At 62.0% G+C, this 17,369-nt stretch carries 15 protein-coding genes; 2 read left to right on the top strand and 13 right to left on the bottom strand.

Annotated elements, in window-relative coordinates:
• The first annotated feature begins 6 nt into the window (after positions 1-6).
• Positions 7-648 (top strand): TVP38/TMEM64 family protein, encoded by a 642-nt coding sequence (locus tag RPMA_RS10090; RefSeq protein WP_211912685.1) that lies wholly within the window; start codon positions 7-9, stop codon positions 646-648.
• Here RPMA_RS10090 and RPMA_RS10095 read toward each other — a convergent pair.
• From RPMA_RS10095 to RPMA_RS10120, 6 genes are all read right to left on the bottom strand, one after another.
• Positions 645-1,484, bottom strand: a complete 840-nt coding sequence (locus RPMA_RS10095; RefSeq protein ID WP_408056519.1) for an ABC transporter ATP-binding protein — start codon at positions 1,482-1,484, stop codon at positions 645-647. The two genes, RPMA_RS10090 and RPMA_RS10095, sit on opposite strands and share 4 nt — an antisense overlap.
• A 214-nt stretch (positions 1,485-1,698) precedes the next feature.
• Positions 1,699-2,979: an ABC transporter substrate-binding protein gene (locus tag RPMA_RS10100; protein WP_211912687.1), complete on the bottom strand. Its 1,281-nt coding sequence runs from the start codon at positions 2,977-2,979 to the stop codon at positions 1,699-1,701.
• Between the two features lie 53 nt (positions 2,980-3,032).
• A complete protein-coding gene (locus tag RPMA_RS10105; RefSeq protein WP_211912688.1) occupies positions 3,033-4,106 on the bottom strand; it encodes a branched-chain amino acid ABC transporter permease in 1,074 nt (357 codons plus the stop codon).
• Positions 4,107-4,109: 3 nt separating this feature from the next.
• Positions 4,110-5,003: a branched-chain amino acid ABC transporter permease gene (locus RPMA_RS10110; RefSeq protein ID WP_211912689.1), complete on the bottom strand. Its 894-nt coding sequence runs from the start codon at positions 5,001-5,003 to the stop codon at positions 4,110-4,112.
• Between the two features lie 10 nt (positions 5,004-5,013).
• Positions 5,014-6,945, bottom strand: a complete 1,932-nt coding sequence (locus RPMA_RS10115) for a long-chain fatty acid--CoA ligase (RefSeq protein ID WP_211912690.1) — start codon at positions 6,943-6,945, stop codon at positions 5,014-5,016.
• Entirely contained in the window at positions 6,942-7,763 is an 822-nt protein-coding gene (locus RPMA_RS10120) for an ABC transporter ATP-binding protein (protein ID WP_211912691.1), read from the bottom strand. The genes RPMA_RS10115 and RPMA_RS10120 overlap by 4 nt, the downstream gene beginning before the upstream one ends.
• Positions 7,764-7,992: 229 nt before the next feature.
• On the opposite strand from RPMA_RS10120, the gene RPMA_RS10125 reads away from it, so the two are divergent.
• Positions 7,993-8,667: a Crp/Fnr family transcriptional regulator gene (locus RPMA_RS10125; protein ID WP_211912692.1), complete on the top strand. Its 675-nt coding sequence runs from the start codon at positions 7,993-7,995 to the stop codon at positions 8,665-8,667.
• Positions 8,668-8,771: 104 nt separating this feature from the next.
• Here the strand turns inward: RPMA_RS10125 and RPMA_RS10130 are convergent, their stop codons facing one another.
• The 7 genes from RPMA_RS10130 to RPMA_RS10160 form a co-directional block, all read right to left on the bottom strand.
• Positions 8,772-9,467 carry an ABC transporter ATP-binding protein gene (locus RPMA_RS10130; protein WP_211912693.1) on the bottom strand — a complete coding sequence of 232 codons (696 nt, stop codon included), beginning with the start codon at positions 9,465-9,467 and terminating at the stop codon, positions 8,772-8,774.
• Complete coding sequence (locus RPMA_RS10135; protein ID WP_211912694.1) at positions 9,467-10,216, bottom strand: ABC transporter ATP-binding protein; 750 nt, start codon at positions 10,214-10,216, stop codon at positions 9,467-9,469. The genes RPMA_RS10130 and RPMA_RS10135 overlap by 1 nt, the downstream gene beginning before the upstream one ends.
• A complete protein-coding gene (locus tag RPMA_RS10140; RefSeq protein ID WP_211912695.1) occupies positions 10,213-11,514 on the bottom strand; it encodes a branched-chain amino acid ABC transporter permease in 1,302 nt (433 codons plus the stop codon). Before RPMA_RS10140 ends, RPMA_RS10135 begins: the two co-directional genes overlap by 4 nt.
• Positions 11,511-12,458 (bottom strand): branched-chain amino acid ABC transporter permease, encoded by a 948-nt coding sequence (locus tag RPMA_RS10145; protein WP_211912696.1) that lies wholly within the window; start codon positions 12,456-12,458, stop codon positions 11,511-11,513. Before RPMA_RS10145 ends, RPMA_RS10140 begins: the two co-directional genes overlap by 4 nt.
• Positions 12,459-12,637: 179 nt before the next feature.
• On the bottom strand, positions 12,638-13,885 hold the full coding sequence (locus tag RPMA_RS10150; RefSeq protein WP_211912697.1) for a branched-chain amino acid ABC transporter substrate-binding protein: 1,248 nt from the start codon (positions 13,883-13,885) through the stop codon (positions 12,638-12,640).
• A gap of 138 nt (positions 13,886-14,023) precedes the next feature.
• Entirely contained in the window at positions 14,024-16,468 is a 2,445-nt protein-coding gene (locus RPMA_RS10155; protein ID WP_211912698.1) for a CaiB/BaiF CoA-transferase family protein, read from the bottom strand.
• Positions 16,469-16,532: 64 nt separating this feature from the next.
• Entirely contained in the window at positions 16,533-17,363 is an 831-nt protein-coding gene (locus RPMA_RS10160; RefSeq protein ID WP_211912699.1) for a uroporphyrinogen-III synthase, read from the bottom strand.
• Positions 17,364-17,369 lie beyond the last annotated feature (6 nt).

A 17,369-nucleotide genomic window follows, 5' to 3' on the forward strand; every position in this document is an offset into this window, starting at 1 on the left:
AAAAACATGTTGTCAGAACGTATCGTCCAATGGCTCGGAAGCTGGGGCCATCTTGATCTCCCAGCAGCGGGCGTTCTGGCGGCTCTGGTCGTTGCGTCGTCGTTCCTGCCTTTTCCCCGGACCTTTGTCTTCATCGGCGCGGGTGCCGCATTCGGCATGCGTTCCTTGCTGGTTATCCTGCCAGTTGCTGCTGTCGCATCGGTTCTGGCCGCGCTGCTGGCGCGCCACGTGCTGCGCAATTGGGTCGAGCGCCAGATCGAGAAGCGAGCCACCTGGCGTTTGATCGCGCAGGCCGTGAATGACGAGGGCTGGCGCATCATGGCGCTGATGCGGTTTTTCGGCCCGATGCCGAACTCCGCGCAAAACTATCTGTTTGGTCTCACCAAGATCGGCCTGTTGCCTTATTTTCTGATCACCACGATCTGCACGATGCCGCAGCTCGTCTTCTTCAATTATCTCGGCGCCTCCGGCCGCGCCTTGCTGCTGGAAGACGGATCCTCTCTCAAACGTGGCTTGATCGTCGCGGCCGCGGTCAGCATGGCTGCCATTGTGTTCCTGGTATCCCGCCGTGTCCGCGCGATCCTCGCGCGCAAGACTGGCGTTGTCTGCGCGGGACCGGTTTGTGGCGAGCAGATTGTGCAAAACTAGAGCCACCGTTTCCGCCGCTTGAAGCTCTTGAGGTTCTTGAAGCTCTTGCGTTGATCACCGGCGCCGCCGAGATAGAACTCCTTCACGTCCTCATTGTCGCGTAGCTCGTCCGCGGTACCGTCGAGCACGACCTTGCCCTGTTCCATGATGTAACCATGGCTGGCGACGGAAAGCGCCGCGCGCGCATTCTGCTCGACCAGGAGAATGGTGACGCCGAGATCGCGATTGATCTTCTTGATGATGGCGAACACTTCCTTCACCAGCAGCGGCGACAGGCCCATGGATGGTTCGTCCATCAGAATCATCTTCGGTCGCGCCATCAGCGCACGCCCGATGGCCAGCATCTGCTGCTCACCGCCGGACAGATAGCCGGCGAGGCCGGTCCGCTCCTTCAGGCGCGGGAAGTAGTCATAGACCATGTCGATATCGGCGGAGACCTCGTTGTCGCGCCGCGTGAAGGCGCCGAGGCGGAGGTTTTCCAGCGACGTCATGTCGGAGACGATGCGGCGGCCTTCCATCACCTGAAAAATGCCGCGGCGGACGATCTTGTCGGGATCGGTGCCGTCGATGCGTTCGCCGTCGAACATGATCTCGCCGCGCGTGACCTCGCCGTCCTCGGTCTTGAGCAGGCCGGAGATCGCCTTCAGCGTCGTCGACTTGCCGGCGCCATTGGCGCCGAGCAGTGCAACGATAGCGCCCTTCGGCACCTCCATGCTGAGGCCACGCAACACGAGGATCACGTCATCATAGACGACCTCGATGTTGCGGACATCGAGGAGGGGGGCGGTGACAGGTGTCGCTGTGATTTTCGTCTCTGACTGAAGTGAAGTTTGCACAGGCATTGCTCCGGTCGCGGTTCTTTCCCTCCCCCTTGTGGGGGCTGGCGGACGAATTCGTCCGCCACGGGTGGCCGGCCCTCTGGGGCCGGACGGGTGGGGTAGCCACAGGCTCCAGCGCTTGCGGAGACACCCCACCCCGCCTTCGGCGGACCCTCCCCACTGCGCCGCTATGCGGCTTGGGGGAGGGAGGCCATCAGCGTCTCAGTTCAAACTACCACCCATGCCATTCCGGCTTGCGCGGCAGATCTACGGTCTTCACCTTTTCGAGCTTGATCGTGCCCTTGGCCATCAGGTCGTTCAGATCGCCATCAGTCGAGCCGGAGATCTTGGAGCGATAGAGATCGACCTTTGTGGTCGGACGATGATCCTTGTCGGTCCAGGTCGAAGGATTGCAGACGCCTTCCATCCCGGCGGGCACCCAGTCCTTCTTCTGGTAGAAGCCCTTTGCGACGTTCTCGCCGCCGGTGCCGCCATTCTTCGCTGCCCACTCGATCGCTTCCTTCATGTAGAGCGAGGTGCAGACACCGGCGATGTAATGCACCGGGCGATAGATCTTGCCCGAGGGATCGGAGATCTTGGAAATCTCCTGCACCGTCTTCATGCCCGGCGCGTTGCCACCCCAGCCCACAGCGGTACGCAGCGGGAAGATCACGCCATCAGCCGCATCTCCAGCGGCCTTCGCGGCGTTTTCGTCCATGCCCCACACATTGCTCATGAACTGCACGTCCACGCCGGCCGCCTTGCAGGCCTTCATCACCGAGATGTTGGAAGCGGCGGTGTTGCCGAGATAGGCGTAGTTGGCGCCGGCGCTCTTCAGGCTCAGGCACTGCGCAGAGTAATCACCCGGCGCCAGCGCGAAGACCAGCGGCGGCAAGACCTCGAAGCCGAGTTCGGCGGCGAGTGCTTCACCCGCAGCCTTCGGGGCGTTCGGATAGGGATGGTTGGCGCCCATATGGACGTATTTCGGCTTGCCGGTCTTGCCCTTGGCCTTCCAGTCCTCGGCCGCCCAGGTGAGTTCGGCGCGCAAGGCGTCCGAATAGCTCGGGCCATAAAAGAAGTTATAGGGCGCAGGCTTCGCCTTGCCGCCGGCACCAGTCGGGTCGGTGAGCGCAGCGGAGTAGGAGCCCGAAATATCCGGGATCTTGTCCTGCGCCAAAAATCCCGTGAGCGCTTCGGTATCCGCTGTGCCCCAACCCATGATGGCCGAGACCTTGTCGCCGCCCGACCACTTCTTGTACAGCGCGATGGCGCGCGGCACCTGATAGCCATAGTCGTTGCTGTCGAGATTGACCTGCTTGCCGCCGATGCCGCCATTCTTGTTGATCCAGGCGAACGTATCGACCACGCCCTGGCCATAGGGCGTGCCGACGTCGGACGTGCCGCCGGAATAATCGGCGAGATGACCGACGGCGATCTGTGCCTGTGCGGAGGCCGAGGCGCCTGCGATGAGCAGAGCGAGTGATGCAGAAGTCAGAAATGATTTCACCGTCATGAGCATTCTCCCAGCGTTTTATGTTTTGTCGTCTTGGTCGTTGATCCCCGGCCTCAATGTGAGAACGGGTAGAGTTTCCAGTAGGCCTTGATCTGTCGCCAGCGATGCGCGAGCCCGTCGGGCTCGAACACCAGGAAGGCGATGATGACGACGCCGATGGCGATCTCGCGTAAAAAGGTCAGGTTGTTATTGAGCGCCAGCGCCTTGTCGATGACGCCCCCCTTCAGCTCCATGCTGATCCATTCCATCGCTTCCGGCACCAGGATCACGAAGGCGGTGCCCATCAGCGTGCCCATGATCGAGCCGGCGCCGCCGATGATCACCATGGCGAGAAACAGGATCGAGCGCTCGATGCCAAAGCCTTCGTTGGAGACAACCAGCTGGTAATGCGCATAGAGCGCACCCGCGATGCCGGCGAAGAATGCCGCGAGTCCGAACGACAGCGTGCGATATTTGGTGAGATTGATGCCCATGATCTCGGCCGAGAGATAATGGTCGCGCACGGCCACCAGCGCACGTCCGTCGCGTGAGCGCATCAGGTTGGTAACCAGCAGATAGCTGACGACCACATAGGCTAGCACCACATAGAAATACTGCCGGTCGCCACGCAGCACATATCCGAAGATGGAGAACGGCTCGGCCATCGCCGGCACCGAGCCGCCGGAGAACCATTCGGCGCGCGAGAAGAAGTCGATCAGGATGTACTGGGCGGCGAGCGTCGCGATGACGAGATAAAGCCCCTTCAGTCGCGCCGCTGGCAGGCCGAAGAGCAGGCCGACAATGGCAGTGACAATGCCCGACAACGGGATCGCGAAGAAGACCGGGATCGATATCTTGCTGGACAGATAGGCTGATGTGAAGGCGCCCAGCAGGAAGAAAGCGGCATGGCCGATGGAGATCTGGCCGGTGAAGCCGACCAGGATATTCAAGCCAAGTGCGGCGATCCCGTAGATGCCGATCTGGATCAGGATGCTCAGCCAGTAGTCGCTGAACACCATCGGTGCGAGGCAGATGAGCACAATGCCGAGGATCGCAAAGTTACGGCTGGTCGTGGTCGGGAAGATCGTGGTGTCGACCGCATAGGAGGAGCGGAAGTCGCCGGCGGGGAGAAGTGTGGAATTCGCCATGGCTTACACCCGCTCGATGTCTTTGGTGCCGAACAGGCCGTAAGGCTTGATCATGAGGATGATGATGAGCACGTAGAATGGCGCGATCTCGTAGAGATTGCCCCAATGCAGATATTCGCTGTCGATGAACTGCGCGAAATTTTCCAGCAGCCCGATGATGATGCCGCCGACAACCGCACCTGCGATGGAATCGAGGCCGCCGAGGATCACCGCCGGGAACACCTTGATGCCGTAGATCGACAGGCCCGACGACACGCCGTTCACCACGGCGACGACGACGCCTGCGACGGCGGAGACCATCGCCGAAATCGCCCATGCCATGGCGAACACCGTTTTGACGGAGATGCCGAGCGATTGGGCCACTTGCTGATTGAACGCCGTGGCGCGCATCGCCAGGCCCCATTTCGAGACCTTGAAGAACCAGGCCATGCCGATCATCATCAGCACGGACACGACGAGGCTCATGACATAGACGGTCTGGATCTGCAGGCTGCCAATCGTCACCGCCTGGCTGGTGAAAACGCGCGGGAACGGCTGCGGGTTGACGCCATAGATCCATTTCAGCGCGGCCTGGAAGACGGCTGACAGCGCGATGGTCACCATGATCACCGAAATGATCGGCTCGCCGATCAGCGGCCGCAGGATCACCACCTGCACGAGGATGCCGAAGGCGAACATGAAGACCAGGGTCATCGGCATGCCGAGCCAGAACGGCACCTGATATTTGGTCAGCAGCGTCCAGCACACCCAGGCGCCGATCAGCAGCAATTCGCCCTGCGCGAAATTGACGACCTGCGTGGCTTTGTAGATCAGCACGAACGACATCGCGACCACGCCATACAGCGTGCCGACCACGAGACCATTGACGAGAAGCTGGAGGAGGAACTGCGTGTTCATGGCGATTCTCTCACTCGGCAGCTTGGGAAGGGGCAACGTCGTGCGTCATGTTCACCACCTTCAACCTCGTGCGGATGCGCTGCGATGTGCCGTCCTGGAAACGGATGGTGGTATCGACCGGAATGTCGCTCTGTCCGCCATAGATGCCGTCGATGATGTCGGCATATTTCTCGTTGATGACGTTGCGGCGGACTTTTCGCGTGCGCGTGAGCTCACCGTCATCTGCATCGAGTTCCTTGTACAGAAGCAGGAAGCGCGATATGCGCTGCGCCGGCGGCAGCGTGGCATTGACGGCCTCGACCTCTTTCTGCAAGAGCGCATAGACCTCAGGGCGCGAGGATAGGTCGGTATAGGTCGTGAAGGACAGCCGGTTCTTCTCCGCCCATTTCGAAATGATCGAATAGCGAATGCAGATCATCGCCGCGAGCGCATCGCGGCCGGCACCGAGCACGACAGTCTCCGCCACATAGGGCGAAAATTTCAGCTTGTTCTCGATATATTGCGGCGAGAAGCGCTCGCCGCGGGCGGTCTCGGCGAGATCCTTGATGCGGTCGATGACCACGAGCTGCTTGTCGTCGTTGAAATAGCCGGCATCGCCGGAATACATCCAGCCGTCGCGCATATCGGCGGCGGAGGCTTCCTCGTTTTTGTAGTAGCCGAGGAACATGTTCGGGTGCTTCACCACGATCTCGCCGACGCCCTGGCTGTCGGGGTCGCGGACCTCGATGGCGATATTGTCGCCCATCGCAATGCCCGTGGTGTCGGGGTCAACGGCATCCGGCGCATGCAGCGTGAAGGCGCCGAGCGTTTCGGTCTGACCGTACAGCGTGCGCAGCGGCACGCCCATGGCGCGGAAGAACTTGAACGTATCCGGCCCCAGCGCGGCGCCGCCGGTGGCCGCCGAACGCAGGCGGGTGAAGCCGAGACGGTCGCGCAGCGCGCGGAACAGCAGGGCATCGGCGACGACGGAGCGCTTGCCATCTGCGAGGGCATTGAGCCCGGTCTTCATGCCGAGCTCATACAGGCTCTGCTTCAGCGGCGAGGCATCCATCACCCGCGCGCGGACGTCGGCGGCGATGCCTTCCCAGACGCGGGGCGCGAACAGAACGAAGGTTGGCGCGATCTCGCGGAAATCGTTCATCAGCGTGTCCTGCTGCTCAACGAAGTTGACCTTCATCCGCGACAGCAGGCCTTTGCCGAGCGCGTAGACCTGTTCCATGATCCAGGGCAGCGGCAGAACCGAGACATACTCGTCATCCGGGCCCTTCGGATCGAACGACAGATAGACGGCGCAATGGCCGAGCACGCGGCCGGCGGCCAGCATGGCGAGTTTCGGGTTCGATGTGGTGCCCGAGGTCGTGCAGAGGATCGCGACATCCTCGCCGCGGGTCGCATCCACGAGTTCATCGTAAATATGTGGCTCGTGCGAGAGACGATTGCGGCCCATCTGCGCGAGCCGATCGGCTCCCATCAGGCGGGGATCATCGTATTTCCGCATGCCACGCGGATCGCTGTAGATGATGTGCTGCAGAGCAGGGACACGATCGGCGAGGCCGAGTAGCTTGTCGACCTGTTCCTCGTCCTCAGCAAATACGATCTTCGCTTCGCCGTAATTGAGGAGATAGGCGGCTTCCTCGTCCAGCACATCGCGATAGAGACCGAGACTCATGCCCCCGATCGCATGGGCGGCGATCTCGGCAGCGACCCAGTCCGGCCGGTTGTCACCGATGATGCCGATGACGTCGCCCTTGCCGATGCCGAGTTCAAGCATGCCGATCGTGAAATCACGCACGCGCGCGTGATAGTCGTTCCAGGTGAATTCGCGCCAGAGCCCGAAATCCTTTTCGCGCAGCGCGATCTCACTGCCGTGCTCCTTCGCGTTGAGGCGAAGCAGCTTCGGATAGGTGTCGGCCTGTTTGACGCGTCCGGCGTAATCCATCATGCGACGCTCTCCGCGTTCGCCGGTGCATCGTCCGGATCGACCAGCATTTCGTCTTCCTCGCCGAGATAAGCCCGCTTCACATGCGGATCAGCGAGCACGGCGGCGGGATCGCCCTCGGCAATCTTGCGACCGAAATCGAGCACCATGACGCGGTGTGAGATGTCCATGACCACGCCCATGTCGTGCTCGATCATCATCACGGTCATGCCGAACTCTTCGTTGAGATCGACGATGTAGCGGGCCATGTCCTCCTTCTCCTCGAAATTCATGCCGGCCATCGGCTCGTCGAGGAGAATGAGGTTCGGCTCCAGCGCCATCGCGCGGGCGAGTTCGACGCGCTTGCGCAAGCCGTAGGGCAGGGTGCCCGCGGTCGCCTTGCGGACGCTCTGGAGATCAAGGAAATCGATGATCTCCTCGACCTTGCGGCGATGTTCGAGTTCCTCCTTGCGCGCACCGGTGAGCCAGTAAAGCGAGCCGGTGAGGAAGTTGTTCTTCAAGAGGTGATGGCGGCCGACCATGATATTGTCGAGCACGCTCATATGATGAAACAGCGCAAGGTTCTGGAAGGTACGGCCGATGCCGATCCCCGGACGCGCATTGGTATTGAGATTGGTAATCTCACGGCCCCCGTAGAACAGCTGGCCTTCGGTCGGCTTGTAGCGGCCGGAGATGCAATTGACGATGGAAGTCTTGCCGGCGCCGTTGGGCCCGATGATGGAGAACAGTTCGCCCTGATTGACGGCGAAGCTCACATCGGTGAGCGCGCGCACGCCGCCAAAGCGCAATGATACGCCGCGTACTTCCAAAGCAACCGTCACGCATGCCCTCCCAGATACGGCGCTTGGCGCGCTCTTTATCCCGTCCACGGTAACCGTCGCAGCTTATAACGCCGGATCGGTCACGGCCATTCGACTAATGAACCTTCCGTGATCATTCTCCCTACGTTAAACCGGGCGTGGGAAATGTCTCGCGCCGGACAATCTGTCAGGCAATTTGTCGCGTGGCATGTATTGTTGCGTCGCAACAAGGCGGACTGGCGGCGGTGGCATGATTGCTGCGGATCAATTGAAGAAGATCGCGGCCTGGTCGCGCGATCTGACGGACCGGGAAATCGAGGTCGCGCGCGCGGGCATCGTCGAGAAATCGTTCAGGGCGAACGAGTTCATCTCCATGCGCGGCGATGTGTTCGATTACTGGACCGGGGTAGTGTCGGGCCTCGTCAAGATCGGGACGATTTCGCGGGGCGGCAAGGAGGTCAGCATCACCGGCCTCACCGCAGGCGCATGGTTCGGCGAAGGCAGTGTGCTGAAAAACGAGCCTCGCCGCTATGACATCGTGGCGATGCGCGATTCCCGCGTGGCGATGATGGAGCGGTCGGCCTTTTTCTGGCTGTTCGAGAACAGCGTTGGCTTCAACCGATTCCTGGTGTCGCTTTTGAACGAACGCCTCGGCCAGTTCATCGCGGCGACTGAATATGGCCGCATGCTGGATGCCACCGGCCGGCTCGCGCGCTGCATCGCCTCGCTGTTCAATCCGATCCTGTATCGTGACGCCACGCGGCATCTGGAAATCACGCAGGAGGAGCTCGGGGCGATCTCCGGCATCTCGCGGCAGAAGGCCAATCAGTGCCTGCAGACCCTCGAAAAAGAGGGCCTGCTGCGGCTTGAATATGGTGGCGTCACGGTAATCGATCTGGAGCGGCTGGGGCGGTATGGCGAATAGGGCTCATCTTGTAGCCTGGATGGAGCGAAGCGCAATCCAGGAATCGGAGCCTCAGCATATCCGCCGGTCCCCGGATTGCGCTGCGCTCCATACGGGCTACGGCCTCACACTTCCAGCCATTCCTTGCGCACGCCGTCATTCGCCTTGAGCTCCGCCGGTGTGCCTTCGAACACGATGCGGCCGTGGCCCATGACATAGACCCGGTGCGAGATGCGGAGCGCAATCGACAGCTTCTGCTCCACCAGCAAAATCGCCACGCCGCGGCGTGCGATCTCGGCGATGAGATCGCCGACCTGCTGCACGATCAGCGGCGCCAGGCCTTCGGTCGGCTCGTCGATCATGACCAGCTCGGGATCGCCCATCAGCGTGCGGCAGATGGTCAGCATCTGCTTCTCGCCACCGGACAACACGCCGGCTGCCGTATCGGCGCGGCGGGCGAGGTTCGGGAACATCTCCAGCATATCATCGAGCCGCCATTTGCCCGGCTTTCGCGAGTCCTTGATGCCCAGCAGCAGGTTCTGCCGCACCGTGAGGCCTGGAAAGATGTCGCGATGCTCCGGCACATAGCCGAGGCCGAGATGCGCGATCTTGAAGCTCGGCAGGCCGGCAATGTCCTTGCCCTTGAACTTGATCGTGCCCTGCGGCGGCACCTCGCCCATGATGGCCTTGACCGTGGTCGAGCGGCCGACGCCGTTGCGCCCCAGCAGCGAGACGACCTCGCTCGCATCGATATGCAGGTCGACGCCCTGCAGGATGTGGCTCTTGCCGTAATAGGCGTGCAGGTCTTTGACTTCCAGCATCAGGCAGCCTCCTCGCCGAGATAGGCTTCCTTGACCTTCTTGTTGCCGCGGATCTCGGCCGGTGTGCCCGTGGCGATCACCTCGCCATAGACCAGCACCGAGATGCGATCGGCGAGGCCGAACACCACGCTCATATCGTGCTCGACGATCAGCAACGTGCGCCCCTCGGTGAGCCGCCGGATCTGCTCCACGGCGCGCTCCGTCTCGGCATGGCTCATGCCCGCGGTGGGCTCGTCAAGCAGGACCACATCGGCGCCGCCGGCAATGGTGATGCCGATTTCCAGCGCGCGTTGCTCCGCATAGGTCAGCAGTCCCGCCGGCACGTCGCGGCGCGACACCAGGCTGATGTCCTGCAGGATCTGCGCGGTGCGCTCACGCACCTCGGGCAGGGCGTCCACATTCTTCCAGAATGCGTAGCGATGCCCGGTGGCCCACAACACGGCGCAGCGCAGATTCTCCCACACCGTCATCTTGGCGAAGACGTTGGTGACCTGGAACGAGCGCGACAGACCGCGGCGATTGATCTGGAACGGCGGCAGGCCGACGATATCCTGCCCGTTCAGCAGAATGGTCCCGCTGGTCGGCTTCATATAGCCCGAGATCAGGTTGAACGTGGTGGATTTGCCGGCGCCGTTCGGGCCGATCAGCGCGTGGCGTTCGCCCTTGGCGACAGAGAGAGTCACACCCTGGATCACTTTGGTGATGCCGAAGGATTTCTCCACGCCGTGCATTTCAATGGCGTTGGTCATGCGGCCGCTCCCTTGGCACGGGCTTCGGTGAGGGCATCGTCCCAGCGCGCTGCGATCATTTTCCAGGTCTTGCGCGCAGCGAAGGCGCCGACGAACAGCAGCACGGCGGCGATCGCCCAGACACCGCGGTTCTCCGCGTCGAACGGAATGCCGAACGCCTTGATGTGCGAATCTCCGCCGGCATGGACCATATGGAAGACGATGACCTCGACGGCCAGGATGAAGCCGACCAGCATCGCCAGCGTCGGAATGAAAGAGATCAGATAGGCCGGCAACACGCGGGCGATGGTGCCGGCCTTGATCAGCGGCCAGTGCATCATCATGAGGCCGGTGAGGCCGCCAGGCGCGAACATGACGACGGCGATGAAGATCAGCCCGAAATAGAGCTGCCACACCTGCGTGAGGTCCGAGAGGCCGAGCGAGAGCAGGGTCACGAAGATGGCGCCGACGATCGGGCCGATGAAGAAGCCGACGCCGCCGATATAGGTGGCGAACAGCACGGTGCCGGACTGCACGGCGCCGAGATAGGCGGAATTGGCGATCTCGAAATTGATCGCCGCCAGCGCGCCCGCGATGCCGGCAAAGAAACCGGAGAAGCAGAAGGCGATGAAGCGCACCACATGTGGATCGTAGCCGACGAATTGCACGCGCTCGGGATTGTCGCGCACGGCATTGCACATGCGGCCGAGCGGCGTGCGGGTGAGGGCATACATGGCGATCACGGCGATCAGCGTCCATGCCGCGACCAGGTAGTAGATCTGGATCTGTGGGCCAAAACTCCAGTCGAACAACCGGAATGCCTTGGTGCGATTGGCCGACACACCGGCTTCGCCGCCGAAGAAGGTCCGCAGGATCAGCGCCGAGGATGCCACGAGTTCGGCGAGGCCGAGCGAGATCATGGCAAAGGCGGTGCCGGACCGTTTGGTCGAGACCCAGCCGAAGATGAGCGCGAAACCGAGGCCCGCGAAGCCGCCGATCAACGGCACCAAAGGCAGCGGGATCGCAAACTTGTTCTTGGCGATGATGTTGATGGCATGGATCGCGAGGAAGCCGCCGAGCCCGTAATAGACCGCATGCCCGAAAGACAGCATGCCGGTCTGTCCGAGCAGGATATTGTAGGACAGCGAAAAGATGATCGAGATGCCGATCAGGCTGAAGGTCGTCAGCGATCCGCCCGACGAGAAGATTTTTGGCAGGATGATCAGCGCCGCGGCGACGATCACCCACATGCCATAGAATTTCAGACGATCGGCGGCGGTGGGCGCGGGTGGCGCGATATTCATGGTGGTGTCGCTCATGTTTCACGCGTCCCGAGCAGGCCCATCGGGCGGAACATCAGGATCAGCACCAGCAGCACATAGGGCATGATCGGCGCGATCTGGGCGATGGTGACGTTCCAGATATCCGACAGCCAGGTGGCGGCAAGGTCAGGGCTCAGCGGCCCGAACAGCCCGGCCAGCGATCCGTTCATGGACACTGCAAAAGTTTGCACGAGGCCGATCAGCAGCGAGGCGATGAAGGCGCCAGGCAGCGAGCCGAGGCCACCGACCACCACCACCACGAACAGGATCGGGCCGAGCAGGCCGGCCATGTTCGACTGGGTGACGAGGGCAGGTCCGGCGATCACGCCGGCCACCGCGGCAAGCGCGGTGCCGACGCCGAACACCAGCATGAAGATGCGCCCGACATTGTGGCCGAGATGGCCGACCATATGCGGATGGGTGAGGGCGGCCTGCACGATCAGGCCGATGCGGGTTTTCTTCAGCGTGATCAGAAGGCCGGCAAAGATCACGATGGAGATTACCAGCATGAAGATCTTGAAGGCGGGATAGTTGGTCGAGAACAGCGTGAAGGCGGGGAAATCCAGCAGCGCCGGCACGCGGAAATCGACGGGGCTCTTGCCCCAGACGATCGAGACGATCTCCTCAATCGCGAAAGCCAGCCCGAAGGTGAACAACAGTTCCGGCACATGGCCGTATTTATGGACCTGTCGCAGCCCGTAGCGTTCGACCATCGCGCCGAGCGCTCCGGCCAGCAATGGCGCGATGATCAGCGCCGGCCAGAAGCCGAACCACTTGCTGATCTGAAATCCAAAGAAGGCGCCGAGCATGTAGAAGCTGGCATGAGCGAAATTCAGCACGCCGAGCATGCTGAAGATCACCGTCAGGCCCGAGGCCATCAGGAACAGCAGCATGCCGAACAGAATGCCGTTCAGCGTGGATATGACGATGAGTTCGAGCACGAAGGACCTCTTACTTCACCTCTCCTCTCCGGGGAGAGGTCGGCGTGCGAAGCACGACGGGTGAGGGGGCGGTACGTGACGTAAGCGTCCGAGCTTGGAGCTCCCCCTCACCCCAACCCTCTCCCCGGAGGGGAGAGGGGGCGACGGGGCGCGAAGCATCGGAAGCGTTCAGCTACTGCTTACGGCCGATCCATCTTGCACGTCGTCGGCAACATGGTGTCCTTGGTGTCGATCTTGGCCACCGAACGCCACCCCCAGCCGGTCTTTTCCTCGTCGAACTTTTCCTTGTCGCTGCGGGTACCGAAGGACGAGATATAGATCGGTTGGAAGAACTGGTGGTCATCCTTGCGCATGACGCCTTCACCGCCGTTCAGCACCTGGAACGTCATGCCTTCGAGTGCGCCCGCGACCTTGACGGGATCGAGCGACTTGGCCTTTTCAGCCGCTGCCGCGAACATGCGCATCTGGTTGGCCGCGCGCGGATAGAAGTTGCTGAAGTCATACTTCGCGCGCAGCGCGGTTTCGTAGTCCTGCGCCGGCTTGTGATCGACATTGGCGATGCCTTCGCCGACCTGGAACACTTGGTGGTCGAGGCCAGCCTGCTTGATGGCGGTCGGGCCGCCGGTGCCGCCCGCATAATAGGTGTACCAGTTGACCTTGAGGCCGGCATCGGCGGCAGCCTTCAGCAGCAGCGCGAAGTCCTGGCCCCAATTGCCGGTGATAACGCTGTCGGCGCCCGAGGCCTTGATCTTCGCGATATAGGGCGCGAAGTCGGTGACCTTCAGCAGTGGATGCAGCTCGTCGCCGACGACTTCGACGTCGGCACGCTTGGCCTTCAGCATGGCGCGGGCCTGCGTGCGCACGGACTGGCCGAAGGAATAATCCTGATTGATCAGGTAGACCTTCTTGATGGCCGGCGTGCCCTTCATATAGTTCGTGAGGGCTTCCATCTTGATGTCGGAATTGGCGTCCCAGCGGAAATGCCAGAAGCTGCACTTCTCATTGGTCAGCACCGGATCGACCGCGGCGTAATTGTAGAACAGCACTTCCTTGCCGGGATTGCGCTCGTTGAACTTGGTGACGAAGTCGCTCAGCGCGCCGGCCACGGCCGAGCCGTTGCCCTGGGTGATGTAGCGCACGCCGCTGTCGATCGCCTTCTGCGCCTGGATCAGGCTTTCCTGCGGATTGGTCTTGTTGTCGAGGGGAACGATCTCGACCTTCTTGCCGAGAATGCCGCCCTTGGCGTTGAGTTCATCGGCGAGGAACTGGAACGTCTTGAGGCCGACTTCGCCGACGCTGGCGCCGCCGCCCGAGAGCGGATCGATATAGCCGAGCTTGACGGTTTCCTGCGCCATCGCTGCGGTGCCGAAGAACGGCAGAGCTAGCGACGCGCCAAGGGCCAATTTGATCAGATGGCGTTTATGCATGTGTTTTCTCCCTGAATATTCGTTTGAACGACCGTGGTTCCAGCGCCGAATCTTGATTGATCCATCCGATGGCGGTTCTTGCGGGCGAGTGTGAGCGAATGCAGCAAAGGCTGCAAGCATCCGTTCGTCGTAGGCACATTACGTCGCGGGGGCGACGGTCTTTGATTTCTTGGACGTAGCGGTATCGCCGATAATTTCGGCATTGCGCAATTCAGCAATCTCGCTATCGGCCAGGCCGAGCACCTCCCGGAGGACTTCCTCATTGTGCTGCCCGAGCGTCGGCGCCAAGCGCGTGATCGCATAGGGCGCGCGGGAGCTGCCCTCACGATAGGCGACCGACGGTAACAGATGCGGGCCCATGAAACGGCGCGTCACCGGCTGCCAATGTCCGGTAGAGAGCAGATGCGGGTCGCCGGCCATGTCCATAGGTAGCCGTGCAGTGCCGGCCGGCACGCCTGCATCCTGAAGCGCATTCATCGCAAGTTCCGGCCGCACCGTCATGGTCCAGTGCCGGATCGCCACCTCGATGCGATCTTCATCGGCGCGACGGCCGTCTGCGGTGGCAAGGGTCGCATCTTCCGCCAGATCAGGCCGGTGGATCACCTTGCAGAGCGCCTGCCATTCTTCATCGCTGCGCACTGCGATGGTGAGCCACTGATCTTCGCCGATGCAGGGGAAGCAGCCATGGGGCACGAAGCGCGGATGGCGGTTGCCGAGCCGTGGGCTTGTGGTGCCGGTGACGGATTGCTCGATCACCGACGGCGCCACCATCGGCAGCAGCGCTTCGGTGGCGCTGAGATCGATATGCTGGCCTTCGCCTGTGCGCTTCTGATGCATGAATCCGATCATCAATGCTGCTGCCGCGCTCACGCCGCCATAGGGATCGCCGAGCGCCGTATGCACCATGGTCGGCGGATCGCCTTCGCTGCCGGTGATTGAGGGCAGGCCGGATGCTTGCTCCAATGTCGAGCCATAGGCACGCACGCCGCTCCATGCGCCTGTCATGCCGAAGGCTGGCATGGTGACGACAATGAGACGCGGGTTGAGCTTTCGCATCGCGTCGGGATCGAGGCCGAGCCGCGGCATTACGTCGGCCGCGTAGTTGTCGATGACAGCATCCGCGTCCGCGATAAGCCGCTTGAGCAGCGCAAGGCCTTTCGGTTGCGTGAGGTCCAGCGTGATGCCGCGCTTGTTGCGGTTCATCTGCTGAAACCAATAGACCTTCTCGTAGGTGCGTTCGGGATGATAGGGCCCGCGCGGATCGGTGCCGCGAAACCAGTCGGGATACTGGCACGACTCCACCTTGATCACGTCGGCGCCGAGATCGCCCATCTGTCGCGTCGCGGTTGGGCCGGCCCAGCCCATGGTGAGATCGACGATGCGCAGGCCCTTCAACGGCAGCGGATCGTCTAGCGTGGCTTGTCGTGTCGCGATGCGATCACGAGGCCTGAAGCTCGCAACATCGTCGCTCCCGGCGAGCGGCGCCTTGCCATTGGCAAGCGGCAGCGAGCCGGTGAGACGCTGCGGCAGCACCGGCGCTTCGAATGATGCGCTGCCGATGGTCACGTCGGCGAAGGCGCCGCGCTCGCGGTAATATGGCTGGCGCAGCAGTTCTTCCATGCTCGGGACTACGGCGAGCGGGATACGCAGTTCGATGCCCATCTCGAACCATTCCTGCGCGCTCTTCTGCAGCAGGATCGGCTGGAAGATGGCGGCAAGTTCTGCGGAGTTGACCGAGCGCACCAGGCCGTCGGTGAACTTGGCTTCTTTTTCCAATTCGGGCAGACCGAGCATCCCGCAAAACGCAGCCCATTGCGCCGGTGTAACCACCGTGATGCCGAGCCAGCCATCCCTGGTCTGGAAATTGCCGACGGGATAGCCGCGTCCGAAACGATTGAGCGCCGTGCGCGGGCGCGTGAAGCCGGACTCCAATGCAAGCCCGGTGTCGAATTCGCTGATATGCAGCATCGCCGCATGCGCGCTGACCGCAAAGCGCCGCGCGCCGCGCTTGCGACCATACAGGCCGGCCAGCGTCGGGATGAAAGCGGTGAGGGCGGTCATGACCGAGATCTGCCCATCGCGCGGCAGCACCGGTGGGCCTTCCTTGGCACCGACGAGTTTCACGCAGCCGGCCAGCGCGCGGCAGATCGAGTCGGTGGTGTGGAAATCCGAATAGAGACCGTTTTCGCCGAACCATGAGATGGCGGTGATGGCGAGGCCGGGATTGTCCCGGCGTAAATCGTCGTGCGTGAGAAATGATATCGGAATGTCTGCTGGCGGTCGTGCATCGAGCAAGAGATCGCAGCTTTGCAGGAGCGTCTTGATGGTCGCGACATCCGCGGCGTCAGCGAGATCAGCGATGACGCTGTGCTTGTTCGTGTTCAGCCAGGCGAAAACGCCGCTCTCGCTTTTGCCACGGCCTGCATCGATAAGCGGTGCATGCCGCCGCATCGGATCGCCGCCGGGTGGTTCGATCTTGATGACCTCCGCACCGAAATCGGAAAACAGCTTGCCGCAGTAGCCCAGCTGATCGCCGGATCCAATTTCCACCACGCGCAAATCCGATAGCGGGAGTTTCGGCATAACAATTCCACCCGTTCTTCTTTTCTTGAACGGGCATCATGTCGGGCTGAGCCGATGCGTCAAGTCAGCTTGAAGGATTCCGTGCAAGCGCAACCGACATGGCGGAGATCAGCGGCCGCATGAAGAACGCGCCCTCGGCCGGCGTGATCGACGCACGGAATCCGTAAGACTCCAATTCATCGGAGACAACGGGACCGACGGACGCGATCGGCGTCTTCGCAAGTGCGTTACGTAGTTGATCCTCGCGTCCATGCGTACGCGCGGCATCGACAAGGCGCCGCACCTGGCCCGAACTCGTCAGCGCAATCGCATCGACTCGCGCGCTCTCCATCTCGTCGATGGCTGCGAGGATGTTGGTGTCGGCGGCTTTGGAATCGTAGATGTAGGGGATAACGGCATCGACAACGGCGCCTTGCGCTTCGATGGCGCGGATCAAAGCCGCATGATCCTTCTCCGGATAAAGCTGGAGTCCAACCCTGCGGCCCGTGAGATCATATGCCGCCAGCATCTCGGCGATGCCCTCCGAGGTCGGCTTCTCCGTGGTCACGTCCGGAGCGAGGCCGATCTCGCGGAGTGCCTTGCCGGGCTTCGGCCCACGGGTGAATCTCCGCGATTTGCCGACTGCCTCGACGAAGGCTGCGTCGCCGCAAGTCCGGCGGACCACTTTGAGCATGCGCCGCAAGCCTTCCCCGGTCATCAAAACCAGATCATCGAAGGGATCGGCGACAAAACGGGCGATCCAGTCCTCCACCGGCCTGGCGTCCGGAACGTCCTCGATGGTGAACATCGGACATTGCAGCACGTCCGCACCTTTCTCCTTGAGAAGTCTGGAGAATTGCGCCTCTTCGCGGGTTTCCAGGATCAGGATGCGGGTGCCGTCCAGTCGCTCAGCCATGTCCGC

It is taken from the genome of Tardiphaga alba, from assembly GCF_018279705.1.
GTDB lineage: Bacteria > Pseudomonadota > Alphaproteobacteria > Rhizobiales > Xanthobacteraceae > Tardiphaga > Tardiphaga alba.

Excerpts from the sequence above, each read along its gene's own strand:
- RPMA_RS10115 (WP_211912690.1), bottom strand. The coding sequence starts at position 6,945 with ATGATGGATTACGCCGGACGCGTCAAACAGGCCGACACCTATCCGAAG.
- RPMA_RS10155 (WP_211912698.1), bottom strand. The coding sequence starts at position 16,468 with ATGCCGAAACTCCCGCTATCGGATTTGCGCGTGGTGGAAATTGGATCC.
- RPMA_RS10090 (WP_211912685.1), top strand. The coding sequence starts at position 7 with ATGTTGTCAGAACGTATCGTCCAATGGCTCGGAAGCTGGGGCCATCTT.
- RPMA_RS10150 (WP_211912697.1), bottom strand. The coding sequence starts at position 13,885 with ATGCATAAACGCCATCTGATCAAATTGGCCCTTGGCGCGTCGCTAGCT.
- RPMA_RS10135 (WP_211912694.1), bottom strand. The coding sequence starts at position 10,216 with ATGACCAACGCCATTGAAATGCACGGCGTGGAGAAATCCTTCGGCATC.
- RPMA_RS10140 (WP_211912695.1), bottom strand. The coding sequence starts at position 11,514 with ATGAGCGACACCACCATGAATATCGCGCCACCCGCGCCCACCGCCGCC.
- RPMA_RS10105 (WP_211912688.1), bottom strand. The coding sequence starts at position 4,106 with ATGGCGAATTCCACACTTCTCCCCGCCGGCGACTTCCGCTCCTCCTAT.
- RPMA_RS10110 (WP_211912689.1), bottom strand. The coding sequence starts at position 5,003 with ATGAACACGCAGTTCCTCCTCCAGCTTCTCGTCAATGGTCTCGTGGTC.
- RPMA_RS10125 (WP_211912692.1), top strand. The coding sequence starts at position 7,993 with ATGATTGCTGCGGATCAATTGAAGAAGATCGCGGCCTGGTCGCGCGAT.
- RPMA_RS10160 (WP_211912699.1), bottom strand. The coding sequence starts at position 17,363 with ATGGCTGAGCGACTGGACGGCACCCGCATCCTGATCCTGGAAACCCGC.
- RPMA_RS10130 (WP_211912693.1), bottom strand. The coding sequence starts at position 9,467 with ATGCTGGAAGTCAAAGACCTGCACGCCTATTACGGCAAGAGCCACATC.
- RPMA_RS10100 (WP_211912687.1), bottom strand. The coding sequence starts at position 2,979 with ATGACGGTGAAATCATTTCTGACTTCTGCATCACTCGCTCTGCTCATC.